The sequence below is a fragment of the Kineococcus aridisoli genome (assembly GCF_050871885.1).
Taxonomy (GTDB): Bacteria; Actinomycetota; Actinomycetes; order Actinomycetales; family Kineococcaceae; genus Kineococcus.
On sequence record NZ_JBJLSF010000009.1, the window covers coordinates 69,327 to 84,184 of the forward strand.

General features: G+C 76.7%; 14 protein-coding genes. 10 read left to right on the plus strand and 4 right to left on the minus strand.

The window, feature by feature from the left end:
* Window positions 1-13 precede the first annotated feature (13 nt).
* The 4 genes from yczE (at window position 14) to ACRYM2_RS04565 (ending at window position 2,617) form a co-directional block, all read left to right on the plus strand.
* Window positions 14-739, plus strand: coding sequence for a membrane protein YczE (gene yczE, locus ACRYM2_RS04550; RefSeq protein ID WP_432520175.1), 726 nt, complete (start codon window positions 14-16; stop codon window positions 737-739).
* A complete protein-coding gene (locus ACRYM2_RS04555; protein ID WP_432520177.1) occupies window positions 691-915 on the plus strand; it encodes a YciI family protein in 225 nt (74 codons plus the stop codon). Before yczE ends, ACRYM2_RS04555 begins: the two co-directional genes overlap by 49 nt.
* Window positions 916-937: 22 nt before the next feature.
* A complete protein-coding gene (locus tag ACRYM2_RS04560) occupies window positions 938-1,936 on the plus strand; it encodes a PfkB family carbohydrate kinase (RefSeq protein ID WP_432520179.1) in 999 nt (332 codons plus the stop codon).
* Window positions 1,937-2,113: 177 nt separating this feature from the next.
* On the plus strand, window positions 2,114-2,617 hold the full coding sequence (locus tag ACRYM2_RS04565; protein ID WP_432520181.1) for a DUF4383 domain-containing protein: 504 nt from the start codon (window positions 2,114-2,116) through the stop codon (window positions 2,615-2,617).
* 58 nt (window positions 2,618-2,675) lie between these two features.
* On the opposite strand, the gene ACRYM2_RS04570 is transcribed toward ACRYM2_RS04565, so the two are convergent.
* Window positions 2,676-3,260, minus strand: a complete 585-nt coding sequence (locus ACRYM2_RS04570; RefSeq protein WP_432520183.1) for a helix-turn-helix domain-containing protein — start codon at window positions 3,258-3,260, stop codon at window positions 2,676-2,678.
* Between the two features lie 47 nt (window positions 3,261-3,307).
* Here ACRYM2_RS04570 and ACRYM2_RS04575 point away from each other — a divergent pair, with 47 nt between their 5' ends.
* The 4 genes from ACRYM2_RS04575 to ACRYM2_RS04590 all read left to right on the plus strand — a co-directional run bounded on the left by ACRYM2_RS04575 (window position 3,308) and on the right by ACRYM2_RS04590 (window position 8,929).
* The gene (locus ACRYM2_RS04575) at window positions 3,308-4,270 is read left to right on the plus strand and encodes a class I SAM-dependent methyltransferase (RefSeq protein WP_432520185.1); all 963 of its coding nucleotides are present in this window, start codon (window positions 3,308-3,310) and stop codon (window positions 4,268-4,270) included.
* Window positions 4,267-5,277, plus strand: a complete 1,011-nt coding sequence (locus ACRYM2_RS04580; RefSeq protein WP_432520187.1) for an NAD(P)/FAD-dependent oxidoreductase — start codon at window positions 4,267-4,269, stop codon at window positions 5,275-5,277. Before ACRYM2_RS04575 ends, ACRYM2_RS04580 begins: the two co-directional genes overlap by 4 nt.
* 35 nt (window positions 5,278-5,312) lie before the next feature.
* On the plus strand, window positions 5,313-5,945 hold the full coding sequence (locus tag ACRYM2_RS04585; protein WP_432520207.1) for a maleylpyruvate isomerase N-terminal domain-containing protein: 633 nt from the start codon (window positions 5,313-5,315) through the stop codon (window positions 5,943-5,945).
* A 98-nt stretch (window positions 5,946-6,043) separates the two neighbouring features.
* Window positions 6,044-8,929, plus strand: coding sequence for an FAD-binding and (Fe-S)-binding domain-containing protein (locus tag ACRYM2_RS04590; protein WP_432520188.1), 2,886 nt, complete (start codon window positions 6,044-6,046; stop codon window positions 8,927-8,929).
* A 185-nt stretch (window positions 8,930-9,114) separates the two neighbouring features.
* Here the strand turns inward: ACRYM2_RS04590 and ACRYM2_RS04595 are convergent, their stop codons facing one another.
* Window positions 9,115-10,830, minus strand: coding sequence for a diguanylate cyclase domain-containing protein (locus tag ACRYM2_RS04595; protein ID WP_432520190.1), 1,716 nt, complete (start codon window positions 10,828-10,830; stop codon window positions 9,115-9,117).
* A gap of 110 nt (window positions 10,831-10,940) precedes the next feature.
* On the opposite strand from ACRYM2_RS04595, the gene ACRYM2_RS04600 reads away from it, so the two are divergent.
* Window positions 10,941-12,068, plus strand: a complete 1,128-nt coding sequence (locus tag ACRYM2_RS04600; protein ID WP_432520191.1) for an FAD-dependent oxidoreductase — start codon at window positions 10,941-10,943, stop codon at window positions 12,066-12,068.
* Window positions 12,069-12,101: 33 nt separating this feature from the next.
* Here the strand turns inward: ACRYM2_RS04600 and ACRYM2_RS04605 are convergent, their stop codons facing one another.
* The gene (locus ACRYM2_RS04605; protein WP_432520209.1) at window positions 12,102-13,100 is read right to left on the minus strand and encodes a TIGR03557 family F420-dependent LLM class oxidoreductase; all 999 of its coding nucleotides are present in this window, start codon (window positions 13,098-13,100) and stop codon (window positions 12,102-12,104) included.
* A gap of 5 nt (window positions 13,101-13,105) precedes the next feature.
* The gene (locus ACRYM2_RS04610) at window positions 13,106-13,684 is read right to left on the minus strand and encodes a type 1 glutamine amidotransferase domain-containing protein (RefSeq protein ID WP_432520192.1); all 579 of its coding nucleotides are present in this window, start codon (window positions 13,682-13,684) and stop codon (window positions 13,106-13,108) included.
* Window positions 13,685-13,800: 116 nt separating this feature from the next.
* Between ACRYM2_RS04610 and fbaA the strand changes: the two genes are divergently transcribed.
* Window positions 13,801-14,823 carry a class II fructose-bisphosphate aldolase gene (gene fbaA, locus ACRYM2_RS04615; protein WP_432520194.1) on the plus strand — a complete coding sequence of 341 codons (1,023 nt, stop codon included), beginning with the start codon at window positions 13,801-13,803 and terminating at the stop codon, window positions 14,821-14,823.
* Window positions 14,824-14,858: the final 35 nt, after the last annotated feature.

A 14,858-nucleotide genomic window follows, 5' to 3' on the forward strand; every position in this document is an offset into this window, starting at 1 on the left:
TCCAATCGGAGGTGTGAGCAGTCCAGTCGTGCAGCTGCGGCCCACCCCGGCCCGCCTCCTCCGCCTCCTCGCCGGTCTCGTCCTCTACGGGGTCGCCGAGGGGCTCATGGTCCTCGCGGCCGTCGGGGTGGGGCCGTGGACCGTGCTGGCCCAGGGGCTGGCCCTCGCCACCGGGACCGGCGTCGGCTGGGTGACCAACCTCGTCGGGCTCGGCGTGCTGCTGCTGTGGATCCCGCTGCGCCAGCGCCCCGGCCTCGGCACCGTCCTCAACGTCGCCCTCGTGGGGACGGTCATCGAGGCGACGGTCGACCTGCTGCCCGCTCCGGACGCCCTGGCGCTGCGGATCCCGCTGTTCGCCGCCGGGCTGGTGCTGCTCGCCGTCGCCAGCGGCACCTACATCGGCGCGGGCCTGGGCCCCGGCCCCCGCGACGGGCTCATGACCGGCCTGCACGCGCGCACCGGCCGGCCGATCTGGGTGGTGCGCTGCGCCATCGAGCTGAGCGTCCTGGCCGCCGGCTGGGCGCTCGGCGGGGACGTCGGCGCCGGCACCGTCGCCTTCGCGCTCGGGATCGGGCCGCTCGTGGGCCTGTTCCTGCCGCTGCTGGCGCCCGCGCGCGCGGTAGCGTCCGGGGCGTGCCCCACTTCGTCGCCCGCTACGAGTACACCTCCGACACCGCTGCCCGGGACGAGGTGCGCCCCGTCCACCGCGAGTGGCTCGCCTCGCTCGGCGACACGCTGATCCTGTCCGGGCCGACCGACGCCGGCGGTGCGGTGCTGGTCTTCGAGGCCGCCGACGCCGCGAGCGTGGAGGCGCTGCTGGACGCCGACCCCTTCGTCACCGACGGCCGCGTCGTCGCCGCCCGCTCCGTCGTCGGCTGGACCGTCGTGCTCGGACGGCTGGCGAGCGCGTTGTGAGCTGAGCCGGGAGCATGCCGCCATGGCCACCAGCGCTGCTCCCGCCGCCCGCGTCACGGTCTTCGCGCCCTCGCCGGTCTTGCGCGTGCTCGTCGAGCCGACGACGGCCGGCCACCCGGAGATCCACCTGCACCCCGGCGGTCAGGGCGCCTGGGTGGCGCGCATGGCGGCCCGGCTCGGCGTGGAGGTGGCGCTGTGCCTGCCGGTCGGCGGCGAGGCCGGCACCGCGGTGCTGGCGCTGCTGCGCGAGGAGGGCATCGTCCCCGTCCCGGTGACGACGGCCGGGCCCACCGCGACGGTCGTGCTGGACCACCGCGGCTCCGCCGACAGCCCCGACGCCGAGGAGGGCGACCGGGTGGCGGCCTCCACCTCCACCCTGACCCGCCACGAGCTGGACGACCTGTTCACCGTGACGATCGCCGACTGCCTGGGCTCGGCCGTCCTCGTGCTGACCGGTCCCGAGCACGAGGACGTGCTGCCCGCCTCGACGTTCACCCGGCTGGCCGCCGACGCCCGCGCCCAGGGCGTGCTCGTGGTCGCCGACCTGTCCGGCGCCGAGCTGGAGGCGGCCCTGGCCGGCGGCGTCGACCTGCTCAAGGTCGCCCACGACGAGCTGCCCGGCGGGGCGGGTGGCTCCGGCGGGGACGGGACCGACGAGGTCGAGGCCGGGGACGTGCCCGAGGTGCTGCGCCGGGCGCGCGCCCTGCAGGAGCGCGGCGCCCGCCACGTCCTCGTCACCCGCTCCGACCTGCCGCCGCTGCTGCTGACCGACGACGGGCGCACCAGCGAGCTGAGCGCCCCGCGCTTCTCCGCCGTGCAGTTCCGCGGAGCCGGCGACGCCGTCAGCGGAGCCGTCGCCGCCGGCCTGGCCCGCGGCGACGACGTCCTGGCCGCGGTGCGCACCGCCGCGGCCGCCGGTGCGCTCAACGTGACCCGCCAGGGCTACGGCACCGGCCACCCCGAGGCCGTGGAGGCCGTCGCGCGGCGCGTGCAGGTGCGCGAACCCGCTGCCGGCGGGTGAACCCGGCGGTCCCTCCGCTTCCCCGGGAACCGGAGGGAACCGGAGGGAACCGGAGGGACCCGGGGGGAAACCGGTCGCGTTGCGGTTCGGCGCGGAGTGCCTACCGTGGGAAGCAGGTCGAGATCACGGCCACCCAGCGCCGGGCCGCCGCGTCCGGCCCGTCCGTGAGGAGTCGCGATGAGCAACACCAGGACGTCCACCTCGTCCCGCCTGTCCGTCAGCCGTTCCCCGGTCAGCCTCACGGCCATGGTCGTGGGCGTGGCCTTCATCCTCGTCGGCATCATGGGGTTCATCCCGGGCATCACCACCGACTACGGCTCCATGGCCGGAGCCGGCCACGAGTCGATGGCCATGCTGCTGGGCATCTTCCAGGTCTCCGTCCTGCACAACGTCCTGCACCTGGGTCTCGGCGTGCTGGGTGTCCTCATGGCCCGCCGTCCCGCCGCGGCCCGCACCTACCTGCTCGTGGGCGGCGCCGCCTACCTGGTCCTGTGGGTCTACGGGCTGGTCACCTCCGACACCAGCACCGCCAACTTCGTCCCGCTCAACAGCGCCGACGACTGGCTGCACCTGGTCCTGGGCCTGGGCATGATCCTGCTCGGCCTGGTCATGCCGCGCCGGACCACGCACGCCACCGCGCAGGGCATCCACAACCCCACCGCCGGCGGCGACATGCAGTGAGACGCGCATCGGCGTTCCGCCGAGTCCCGGGCGAGGCCCCCGGTGACGGCTCCGGCCGTCACCGGGGGCCTCGCTCGTGCCGGTGACCCGGCAGGTGGGCCCGCTCGCCGTCGTGGTCGAAGATCGTCAGCAGTTCCACGGGCCCCTCGTGCGCCTCGACGGCGTGCGGGGTCATCGTGGAGAACTCGGCCGCCTGGCCCGCGCGCACGAGGATCGTGCGCTCGCCCAGCCGCAGCCGCACGGTCCCGCTGAGCACCGTGAACCACTCGTAGCCCGGGTGCACCCGCGGCTCCTCCACGACGCGCTCGGGCGTGATGCGCATCTTGGCGATCGTCACACCGCGGCGGTCGCGCTCGCGCGAGAGCAGCCACAGGGTCAGGCCGGTGCTGCGCTGCGGCTCGGGGCGGATGACGACGTCGTCGTCGCCCTCGGGCTGGACGAGCTGGTCGAGCGTGGTGCCCAGCGCCGCGGCGATCGGCACCAGCTGGTCGAGGGCGATGCGCCGGTGCCCCGTCTCGATCCGGCTGATCGTCGACGCCGACAGGTAGCAGCGGGCGGCGAGCGCGTCGAGCGTCCAGCCCCGCGCCAGGCGCAGGCCGCGGATGCGCTGGCGGACGACGTCGTCGAGCACTTCTTGCGTCATGCGCAAGATGGTATGCCTCTGGCGAATCGGGTGCCTACCGTGGAGGCATGACGCCGACCCACCCCCACCCGCACCCCCACCCCCACCCGCACCCGCACGCGCACCCGCACGCGCACCCGCACGGCCCGCAGCACGGCCGCCCCGGCCACGGGCCCGCGCCCGAGCACGACACCGGCCTCGCCGAGCTGCTCGACCTCGACGCCGCGCTCGGCGCCCCGGTGCTCGCGGCGGCCCTCGACGCCGCGTCCGCCGCGCTCGGCACCGACCCCCGCAGCGCCGTCGACCTCGGCGCCGGCACGGGCACCGGCACCCTCGCGCTGGCCACCCGCTTCCCCGGCGCGCGGGTGCACGCCCTCGACGCCTCGCCCGCCATGCTCGAACGGCTGGGCGCCGCGGCGGCGCGGGCGGGGGTCGCCGACCGCGTGCGCACGCACCCTGCCGACCTCGACGGCGACTGGCCCGCCGTCCTGCCGGGCGCCGCCGACCTCGCGTGGGCCGCGCTCTCCCTGCACCACGTCAGCGACCCCGGGCGGGTGCTGCGCCAGGCGCTCGGCGCGCTGCGCCCCGGCGGCGTGCTCGTCGTCGTCGAGATGACCGGAGCGGGCACCCGCGAGCCCGGCGACCTCGGCACCGGCCGCGCCGGTCTCGGAGCGCGCCTGACCGGCGCGCTCGCCGCGCACGGGTACCCCGTCACCGCCGAGTGGACGGCGGCGCTCACCGCGGCCGGGTTCGCCCCGGTCCAGCGCCTCGAGAGCGCGTTCACCGCCTCGGCCCGCACGGACGAGGGCGCCCGCTACCTCGCGCTGCAGCTGGCCCGGGAGCGGGCCCGGGTGGCCGAGGACCTGCCCGCCGACGACCTCGCCGCGCTCGACGCCGCCGTCGCGGCGCTGCGGGAGGGGACCTCGCCGCTCACCCTCACCTCCGTCCGCGCCGTCTGGACCGCCGTCCGGCCACCCGCCGACGAGCGCCCCGACGAGCGCGGGGCCGACGAGCGCGGAGCCGGCCGGTGAGCGCCGCGCTGCAGGCCGAGGTCGTCGTGGTCGGGGGCGGTGCCGCCGGCCTGGCGGCCGCCGTCGCGCTGGCCCGCTCGCGCCGCGAGGTCGTCGTCGTCGACGCCGGGCAGCCGCGCAACGCCCCGGCCGACGGCGCGCACAACCTGCTCGGCCAGGAGGGGATCGCGCCCCTGGAGCTGCTCGCCCGCGGTCGCGCCGAGGCGCGGGCCTACGGCGTGCGGGTCGTGGACGGGCTCGTCACCGGCGCCTCCGGCACCCTCGACGACTTCGCGCTCGAGGTGGACGGCGGGGCGCTGCACGTGCGCGCCCGCCGCGTCGTCCTCGCCACCGGGCTCGTGGACGAGCTGCCCGAGCTGCCCGGCGTGCGGGAGGCGTGGGGCCGCAGCGTCCTGCACTGCCCGTTCTGCCACGGCTGGGAGGTGCGCGGCCAGCGCATCGCCGTCCTGGGCCGCGACGAGCGGGCGCTGCACCAGGTGCTGCTGTTCCGCCGGCTCAGCGACGACGTCACGCTCTTCCTGCACGAGGCCCCCGAACCGGACGAGGAGCAGTGGGAGCAGCTCGCGGCGCTGGGGGTCTCCGTGGTCACCCCGCGGGTCGAGCGCCTGGTGGTGGAGGGCGCGCAGGTGCGGGCGGTCGAGCTGGAGGGCGGACGGGCCTTCGCGGTGGACGCCGTCGTCGTCGCGCCGCGGTTCGCGGCGCGCACCGGGGTGTACGAGGCGCTGGGGGGCCGGCCGGCGCCGACGCCGCTCGGCGTGCGGATCGAGGCCGACGAGCGCGGGGCCACCGCGGTGCCCGGTGTCCGGGTCGCGGGCAACGCCGCTGAGCTGACGGCGATGGTCGCCGCCTCCACCGCCTCCGGGGTGCAGGTGGGCGCCGCGGTGCACGGCGAGCTCGCCGCCGCCGACCTCGCGCGGGCCGTGCGGGAGCGGCGCGCGCCGTTCCCGGCGGCGGTGGAGGCGCGGGTGAGCGCGCTGGTGCCGGGGGACCGGCGCCACGGGCTGTGACGAGAGCCCCCCGCGCGGCGGCGCCCGCCCCTACGATCACGACCGTGGACGCTCCGGGGGACACCGCCGCGCACGAGGGGGCCGTGCGCGCCTTCGCCGCCGCCGCGGACTGGTTCGTGGCCACCACCGCGCTGGTGGGCGGGCGCTGGGAGGAGCCGGGGCTCGGGGAGTGGGACGTGCGCGCCCTCGTGGGGCACACCAGCCGCAGCCTGAGCACCGTCGAGAGCTACCTGGCCGCTCCCGCCGGGGCCGTGGAGGTCGCCACCACCGCCGGCTACTACCGCGCCACGAGCGCGCTGGCCGCCGGGCCCGGCGTCGCCCAGCGCGGGCGCGACGCCGGGGCGGCGCTGGGCGCGGACCCGGCGGCGGCCGTCGCGCAGCTCGCGGCGCGCGTCGTGCCGCTGGTCGCCGCCCGCAGCGGCGAGGAGCTGCTGACGACGGTGGTGGGCGGGATGCGGCTGCGCGACTACCTGCCGACGCGCACCTTCGAGCTCGTCGTCCACACCGCCGACCTCGCGAGCGCGCTGGGCGAGCCCGCCGAACCACCGGCGCCCGCGGCCGCCGCCGCCCTGGAGCTCGTCGCGGCGCTCGCGCTGGACACCGGCCGCGCCGGGCGGCTGCTGCTCGCCGCGACCGGGCGCACGCTGCCGGGCCTGACCGTGCTCTGAGCCCGGCACGGGCGGTGCCCGCCGCGGTGAGGCAGCTCACCCCCGGCGGCCGAGCCGGCGCGCGCCGAGCACCCTCCCGGCGGCGGCACACTGAACGGGTGACCCTGATCGACGACACCCGCGCGCAGGCCACCGCGGCCGGCCCGGCGGGACCCGCGGACCTGATCGCCCGCCTGGAGGCCGCGCTCGGCACCGGCCCCGCCGACGGGGTGGTGGACGCCTCCAGCCGCCGCCGCGCCGAGTACACCACCGACGCCTCGAACTACCGCGTCGTGCCGCAGGTCGTCGTCTTCCCCCGCACCCTCGAGGACGTCGAGGCCGTCTGGGCGGTCTGCCGCGAGCTCGGGGTGCCCTTCACCTCCCGCGGCGCGGGCACCTCGGTGGCCGGCAACGCCATCGGCTCCGGCGTCGTCCTGGACTTCTCCCGCCACCTGAACCGGGTGCTGGAGATCGACCCCGAGGGCATGAGCGCGCTCGTCGAGCCCGGGGTGGTCCTCGACGACCTGCAGCGGCAGGCCACCCCGCACGGGCTGCGCTTCGGCCCGGACCCCTCCACCCACGCCCGCTGCACCGTCGGCGGCATGATCGGCAACGACGCCTGCGGTTCGCACGCCCTGGCCTACGGGCGCACCTCGCACAACGTGCTCGCCCTGGAGGTCCTCGACGGGCAGGGCCGGCGGTACTGGACCGACGCCCCGCCCGCGGAGCTGCTGGAGGAGCTGCGGGCCGTCGCCTCCCGGCACCTGGGGCTGATCCGCACGACGTTCGGCACCTTCGGCCGCCAGGTCTCCGGGTACGCCCTGGAGCACCTGCTGCCCGAGACCGGCGGGCCCACCGGCACCGCGCTGGCCCGGCTGCTCACCGGTTCCGAGGGCACGCTCGCCACGATCCTGCGCGCCCGCGTGCGGCTGGTGCGCCAGTCGCCGTCCACGACGTTCGTCGTCCTGGGCTACGCCTCCATGCACGAGGCCGCCGACGCCACCCCCGCCCTGCTGGAGCACGCCCCGCTGGCCGTGGAGGGCATCGACCGCCGCCTCGCCGACGCCGTCGTGCGCCGCGGCGGCTCGGTCGAGGGCCTGCCCACCGGCAACGGCTGGCTGTTCGTGGAGATGGGCGGGGAGAGCCCCGAGGAGTCCCTGGCCGCCGCCCGCGCGATGGTCGCCGACTCCCGCGCGCTGGACTCCGTCGTCATCCCCACCGCCGCCGAGGCGCGCGCCCTGTGGCGCATCCGCGAGGACGGCGCCGGCCTGGCCGGGCGCTCCCCCGAGGGCCAGCCCGCCTGGCCCGGCTGGGAGGACGCCGCCGTGCCGCCGCAGCGGCTGGGGGAGTACCTGCGCGAGTTCGACGCGCTCATGGCCTCCCACGGCGTCGACGGCCTGGCCTACGGGCACTTCGGCGACGGCTGCATCCACGTGCGCATCGACTTCCCGCTCTACGAGGACGGCGGCGGTGCCCGCGCCCGCGCCTTCCTCGAGGACGCCGCCCGCCTCGTGGCCCGCCACGGCGGGTCGCTGTCCGGCGAGCACGGCGACGGCCGCGCCCGCGGCGGCCTGCTGCCCCTGATGTACGACGCCGAGGCCATCGCCGCGTTCGAGGCCGTCAAGCGCGCCTTCGACCCCGCCGACCTGCTCAACCCCGGTGTCATCGTGCGCCCCGCCGCCGTCGACGCCGACCTGCGCGTTCCCGCGGCCCGGCCCGCGCACGCGCTCGGGATGCCGCTGAAGTTCGCCTACTCCAAGGACGAGGGCGACCTGACGCGCGCCGTGCACCGCTGCGTCGGCGTCGGCAAGTGCCGCGCGGACTCCGGCGGCGTCATGTGCCCCAGCTACCTGGCCACCGGCGACGAGAAGGACTCCACCCGCGGGCGCGCCCGGCTGCTGCAGGAGATGGCCAACGGCACCCTCGTCACCGACGGCTGGCGCTCCCAGGAGGTCAAGGACGTCCTCGACCTGTGCCTGTCCTGCAAGGGCTGCACGGTCGACTGCCCCGCCGGTGTCGACATGCCGACCTACAAGGCGGAGTTCCTCGACAAGTTCTACGCCGGCCGGTTGCGCCCGACCAACCACTACCTGCTCGGCTGGCTGCCGCGCTGGGCGCGGCTGGCCACGCTGCACCGGCTGGAGACCAGGCTCGTCAACGCCCTCACCGCCGTGCCGGCGCTGGCCCGGCTGGCCCGCGCCGTCGGCGGGGTCGACCAGAACCGGCCGCTGCCCGCGTTCGCCGAGCAGACCTTCCGGGCCTGGTTCCGCGAGCGCCCGGTGCGCGAGGACGGGCAGCCGGTGCTGCTGTGGGTGGACTCCTTCACCGAGCACTTCTCGCCCGAGGTGGGCAGGGCGGCCGTGAAGCTGCTGGAGCACCTCGGCTTCTCCGTGCGGCTGACGGAGCGGCAGGTCTGCTGCGGGCTCACCTGGGTCTCCACCGGCCAGCTGGACGGCGCCAAGCGGCAGCTGCGCGCGTCGCTGGACGCCCTCGGCACCTCCGAGGTCCCCGTCGTGGGGCTGGAACCCTCGTGCACCGCGCTGCTGCGCGACGACGCCGCGGAGCTGCTGCCCGACGACCCCCGCGCGCACGCCCTGGAGCGCCGGGTGAAGACGCTCGCCGAGCTCATCGCCGAGCAGCGCCCGGAGTGGGTCCCGCCGCGGCTGGACTCGGACGGTCCGGTGAAGGCCGTCGTGCAGCCGCACTGCCACCAGCACGCCGCGATGGGGTTCGGCCTCGACGCCAGGCTGCTGGAGAAGGCCGGCGTCGACGCGCAGGTGCTCTCCGGCTGCTGCGGCCTGGCCGGCAACTTCGGCGCGGAGGCGGGGCACTTCGAGGTGTCGGTGAAGGTCGCCGAGCACGCCCTGCTGCCGGCGCTGCGCGAGCGCGGGGACGCGCTCGTCGTCGCCGACGGGTACTCCTGCCGCACGCAGTCGGACAACCTGGCCGGGGTGCGCCCGAAGCACCTGGCCGAGCTGCTCGCCGACGCCCTGCCCGAGGACTGAGGCCCCGCCGCCCCGCTCCCTCCCGCGGGAGCGGGCGCGGCAGGCCGGTCAGGCGTGGGGGAGCGCCCGCGCGGGTAGGAGCGGAGCGTGGACGAGAGCGAGCGGACCCCGGCGGACACCGAGCTGGACAGCGCGATGGCGACCGGCAACGACGAGGGGGAACCGGGCGAGCAGGGCCCGGGGGACTACCCCGACACCGACCCCGCCGACGAGGGCGGGGCCGCGGCCGTGGAGGAGTCCACGGCCGCGGTGCTCGCCGCGCGCGACGACGCCCCGCTGCCCGCGGGCGGGGGCGCCGCGAGCGCGGACGCCTCCGGCGAGGACCCGCGCGACCCGGAGTTCCGGGAGCCCTGAGCCCGCGGGCCGGGGGCCTGCCCGGCCTCCCCGGCCCGCCCGTGCAGGCGCACGCACCCCTTGCCCGCGGCCTTGGCCGCGTACATCGCCGCGTCCGCGGCGCGCACGAGCGCCTCGCCGTCGCCGTGGTCCCCGCCCGGCTCGTGCAGCGCCACGCCCACGCTCGCGCCGACGCGCGCGGTGACCCCGCTGAAGCGCACCGGCTCGCTGAGGACCGCCACGACGCGCCGCCCGACCGCGGTGGCCTCCTGCTCGTCGGCCGCCGTCAGCAGCACCGCGAACTCGTCCCCGCCGAGCCGGGCGCACAGGTCGCCCTCGCGGGTGGTGCCGCGCAACCGCGCGGCCACCGTGCGCAGCAGCGCGTCGCCGGCGGCGTGGCCGAGGTCGTCGTTGACCGCCTTGAACCCGTCGAGGTCGATGAACAGCAGGGCGCTGCCGGCGCCGTCCGCGCGCAGCACCGCCCGGTCGACGGCGTCCTGGAAGGCGGCGCGGTTGGGCAGGCCGGTGAGGGGGTCGGTGCGCGCCTGGGTGCGCAGCGCGTCGCGGGAGGCGGCGTTGCGCAGCGCGAGCGCGGCGTGGTGGGCGACCGCCTGCACGGCCGGCAGGCCCTGCTCGACCGTGCGGCGCGGACCGCCGACGAGCAGCCAGACCTCCTGCGAGGAGCTCGGGAAGCGCAGGCAGCTCCAGCCGCGGCCGTCCCCGCCCGGCAGCTGCACGTGCTCCGGCGACGTGGCGCCGGGCGGCGCGGCGGGCAGGAGACCGCCCGGGACCGGCGGGGGGTGCGGCCCGCAGGAGCGGCTGACGCGGAACTCGTCGCCGTCCGGGTGCGCCACCGCGACCGACAGCCCGGACGTCGTCGCGCACAGGGCCTGCAGCGCGCTCCACGTCATGCCCTCCACGCGGTTCGCGGCCTCGACCGCGAGCAGGTCCGCGCCGAGCGCGGCCACGACCGACTCGCGCGCGGCGGCCTCGTCGCGCCCGCGCAGACCGGCGGCCAGGCCGCGGATGACGCCGGTGTTGACGACCATCATCGCGAAGGCGCTGTAGACGGCCGCGACCAGCGGGGCCGGGTGCCCGCCGTGCACGAGCGGCCACAGGGCCAGCCCCGTGCCGACGGCCACCTGCAGCAGCGCCAGGCGCGCGAAGGCGCGCGGCGTCGAGCCGTACATCGAGCGGAACCACACGGTGGAGAAGGTGATGCTGAGGATCGAGGTCGGGACCGGCGAGAGCACCACGAGCGCCGCGAAGCAGGCGGGGTCCAGCACGTCGCAGGCCCACGGCACCCGGCGCCGGGAGTGGCCGTACCACCAGGAGGCGGCCAGCAGCGCCGCGGCGGGCAGGGCCGCCAGCGCGTGCGCGAGCGGGGCCAGCACCGCGAACGGCACGAGCACCACGAGCAGCGCCACGAGGGCGAGGGCGAAGAACAGCGACCGCGTGCGCGTCACGCCGTCCTGGCGCTGCCGCGCACCGCCCGCGCGCGCCGCACCGCTCCACCGCCCCACCACGTCGAGCACCCCGCCCACCTCCCGCCCGTCCAGCTCCTGCACGGGGGATCGGCGTCCCGGCGGCCGGGGTGGACCGGCCACCCGGGTGAGGGTGGCCGGGCGGGAGACTGGAGGACCCGGCGGCGACCCGCGCCGCGGGAGGGAGGCAGCCGGTGAGCTCGTCGCAGTTCCTCGTCGTGGGTGCCGGCCTGGCGGGCGCCTCGGCGGCCTGGCGGCTGGCGCAGCGCGGGCACGAGGTCGTGCTCGTTGAGCGCAGCCAGCCGGCGAACGCCGAGGGCAGCTCGCACGGGTCGGCGCGCATCCTGCGCTACGCCTACGCCGAGCGCACCTACGTCGACCTGCTGCTGGCCGCCGAGGCGGGCTGGGCCGAGCTGGAGGAGCTGCACGGCGCTCCGCTCGTGCGGCGCACCGGGGCCCTCGACCTCGGCGCCGGCCGCGACCCGCACGCCCTGGCCGCGGTCCTGGCCGCGGCGGGGGTCGAGCACGAGCTCGTCCCGCGCCCGCGCGCCCGCGATCGCTGGCCCGGCGTCGCGGTCGACTCCGACGTGCTCTTCCACCCCGCCGGCGGGGTGCTCGACGCGGAGACCACCGTGCACGCCATGCTCGCCGCCGCCCGCGCCCGCGGCGCGCAGGTGCTCACCGGCTGGCCGCTGCGGCGGCTGGAGCGCACACGCTCCGGGTTCACCGCGCACGCCGAGGACGGGCGCACCCTCACCGCCCAGCGCGTCGTCGTCGCCGCCGGCGGGTGGCTGCCGGACCTGCTGGGCGCTCTGGGGCTGCCGCAGGCGTTCCTCGACGCGCTCCCGCCGCTGCAGGTGCGCGAGGAGAACGCGTTCCACTTCCCCTACCGCGAGGACGCCGCCCCGGCGGCGCGGTGGCCGACGATCATCCACGAACCCGCCGGGACGAGCGTGTACGCGCTGCCCGGCGGGCGGGACGCGGGGTTCCGCGGGCAGAAGGTGGCCGTCTTCGGCGGTGGCCGCGTCCTGCCCTCCGCGGCCGCCCGCACCGGCCGCGTCGACCCGGCCAACCGCGCGCGGGTCGTCGAGCACGTGCGCCGGTACCTGCCGGGGCTGGTGCCCGAGCCGTACGCGGAGACGACGTGCCTGTTCACGTCCACCCCGACCGAGGACTTCGTCGTCGACGGGGTGGACGGGGTGACGGTGCTGTCACCGTGCTCGGGGCACGGGGCGAAGTTCGCGCCGCTGCTCGGGCAGCTGGCCGCGGACGCCGCGCTGGGGACCGGCGAGGTCCCCAGCGCGTTCCGCGTCCGCCGCTGAACCCCGGACGGGGGTCCACCGGCGGACGGGGGTTCAGCTGGGGGAGGGGTCGGTGCCCGCGGCGGCCTCGCGCAGCGCGGGCAGGATCTCCGCGGTCGCCGCCTCGAGGAACTGCTGCTGCTGCTCGCCGCCGACCTGCACGAGCGCGAGGTCGGTGAACCCCGCCTCGAAGTAGGCCTGGGCGGCCTCGACGACCGCGTCCACGTCGTCGCCGCAGGGGATCTGCGCGGCGACGTCCTCGGGCCGCACGAACCGGCTGGCACCCGCGAAGCCGGCCGTGGTCGGCAGGTCGGCGTTCACCTTCCAGCCGCCGGCGAACCAGCGGAACTGCTCGTGCGCGCGGGCGAGCGCCGCGTCCCGGTCGCGGTCCCAGCTGACCGGCATCTGCCCGATCTTGCGGGCGGGCTGCTGCCCCGCCTCGCGGGCGCCGTCCCAGCCCGTCACGAGGTCGGCGTCCGGTTCCACGGCGACCAGGTGCTCGGCCAGCGGTGCGAACCGGGCGACCGACTTCGGCCCGCTGACGCCGACCGCCATCGGGACGCGGTGCTCGGGCAGGTCCCACAGCCGGTGGGAGTCCACGCGGAAGTGGTCGCCGGAGTAGGTGAGCAGCTCACCGTCGAAGAGGGTGCCGATGATCTCCAGCGCCTCCACGAGCATGTCCTGGCGCTCCTCCACGGCCGGCCAGCCGTGACCCACCACGTGCTCGTTGAGGTTCTCGCCCGAGCCCAGGCCCAGCACGAAGCGCCCCTCGGAGAGGATCTGCACCGTCGCGGCCTTCTGCGCCACGACCGCCGGGTGGTAGCGCAGCGTCGGGCACGTCACGTACGTCATGAGCTCCACGCGCGAGGTGGTCGCCGCCACCGCCCCCAGCACCGACCACGCGTAGGGGGAGTGCCCCTGCGTCGTCAGCCACGGGGAGATGTGGTCGGAGAAGGCGATGCTGTCGAAGCCGGCCTCCTCGGCGGCCTGCGCGTCGCGCACCAGCCAGCGCGGGTCCGACTGCTCGCCCATGCACGTGTAGCCGATCCGCACGGCGCTCACGAGCGCGCCTCCGCCAGGACCTCGAGCAGGGTCCGGGAGAACGCCGGCAGGTCGTCGGGCTGGCGGCTGGTGATGAGCGGGCCGGGACCGCTGCGGTCCACGACGACCTCCTCGTCCACCCACTCCGCGCCCGCGTTGCGCAGGTCCGTCTGCAGCGAGGGCCACGAGGTCATCCGCCGGCCCCGCACCGCGTCGGCCTCCACCAGCGTCCACGGCGCGTGGCAGATGGCGGCGACCGGGCGCACCGAAGCGGCGAACTGGCCGACGAAGGAGACCGCCGAGCGGCTGGTGCGCAGCGCGTCGGGGTTGGCCACCCCGCCGGGCAGCACGAGGGCGGCGTACTCGCTGGGGCTGGCGTGGTCGACGACCACGTCCACCTCGAAGGTGTCGGCCGCCTCGAGGTGGTTGAACGCCTGCACCGAGCCCTCCTTCGTGGACAGCAGCACCGGTTCGCCCCCGGCCTGCTGCACGGCCTTCCACGGCTCGGTCAGCTCCACCTGCTCGACGCCCTCGAGGGCGACGAGGAACGCGACCTTCTCGCCCGTCAGCTGGATGTCCGTCTGGCTGTCCGTCATGGCCCCCACGCTCGCACCGCCCCGCCGCCTCGGCATCCGGACCGGGGCCGCTGACGCCGCACCGGGCCCCGTGGAAGGATCGCCCTGCCAGAGCCGCCACCACGGAGGAGCACTCGATGCCCATCGCCACCCCGGACGTCTACGCCGAGATGCTGGACCGCGCGAAGGCCGGGTCCTTCGCCTACCCCGCCATCAACATCTCCTCCAGCCTCACCCTCAACGCCGCGATCCGCGGCTTCGCCGAGGCCGAGAGCGACGGCATCGTCCAGGTCTCCACCGGCGGTGCCGAGTTCCTGTCCGGCACCACCGTCAAGGACATGGTGCTGGGCTCGCAGGCGCTGGCCGAGTACGCCCACCACGTCGCCAAGGGCTACGGCGTGAACATCGCGCTGCACACCGACCACTGCCCCAAGGACAAGCTCGACGGCTTCGTCCGCCCGCTGCTGGCCATCTCCGCCGAGCGCGTGAAGTCCGGCCGCGAGCCGCTGTTCCAGTCCCACATGTGGGACGGCTCGGCGGTGCCGCTGGAGGAGAACCTGCAGATCGCCGAGGAGCTGCTCGCGCAGGCCGCGGCGGCCAAGGTCGTCCTCGAGGTCGAGATCGGCGTCGTCGGCGGCGAGGAGGACGGCGTCGCCCACGAGATCAACGACAAGCTCTACACGACCGTCGACGACGCGCTGGCCACCGTGGACGCGCTCGGCACCGGCGAGAAGGGCCGCTACCTGACCGCGCTGACCTTCGGCAACGTCCACGGCGTCTACAAGCCCGGCGGGGTCAAGCTGCGCCCGGAGATCCTCAAGGAGATCCAGGAGCAGGTCGGCGCGCGGGTCGGCAAGGACAAGCCCTTCGACCTCGTCTTCCACGGCGGCTCCGGCTCCTCCGACCAGGAGATCAGCGACGCCGTGGACTACGGCGTGGTGAAGATGAACGTCGACACCGACACCCAGTACGCCTTCACCCGCCCGATCGCCGACCACGTCTTCCGCAACTACGACGGCGTGCTCAAGGTCGACGGCGAGGTCGGCAACAAGAAGACCTACGACCCGCGGGTGTGGGGCAAGGCCGCCGAGACGGGCATGGCCGCCCGCGTCGTCGAGGCCGCGAAGGCGCTGCGCAGCGCCCGCCACCGCCTGGGCTGAGGACCCGGGGGGGGCAGGCGCCCGCGCCCACGCGC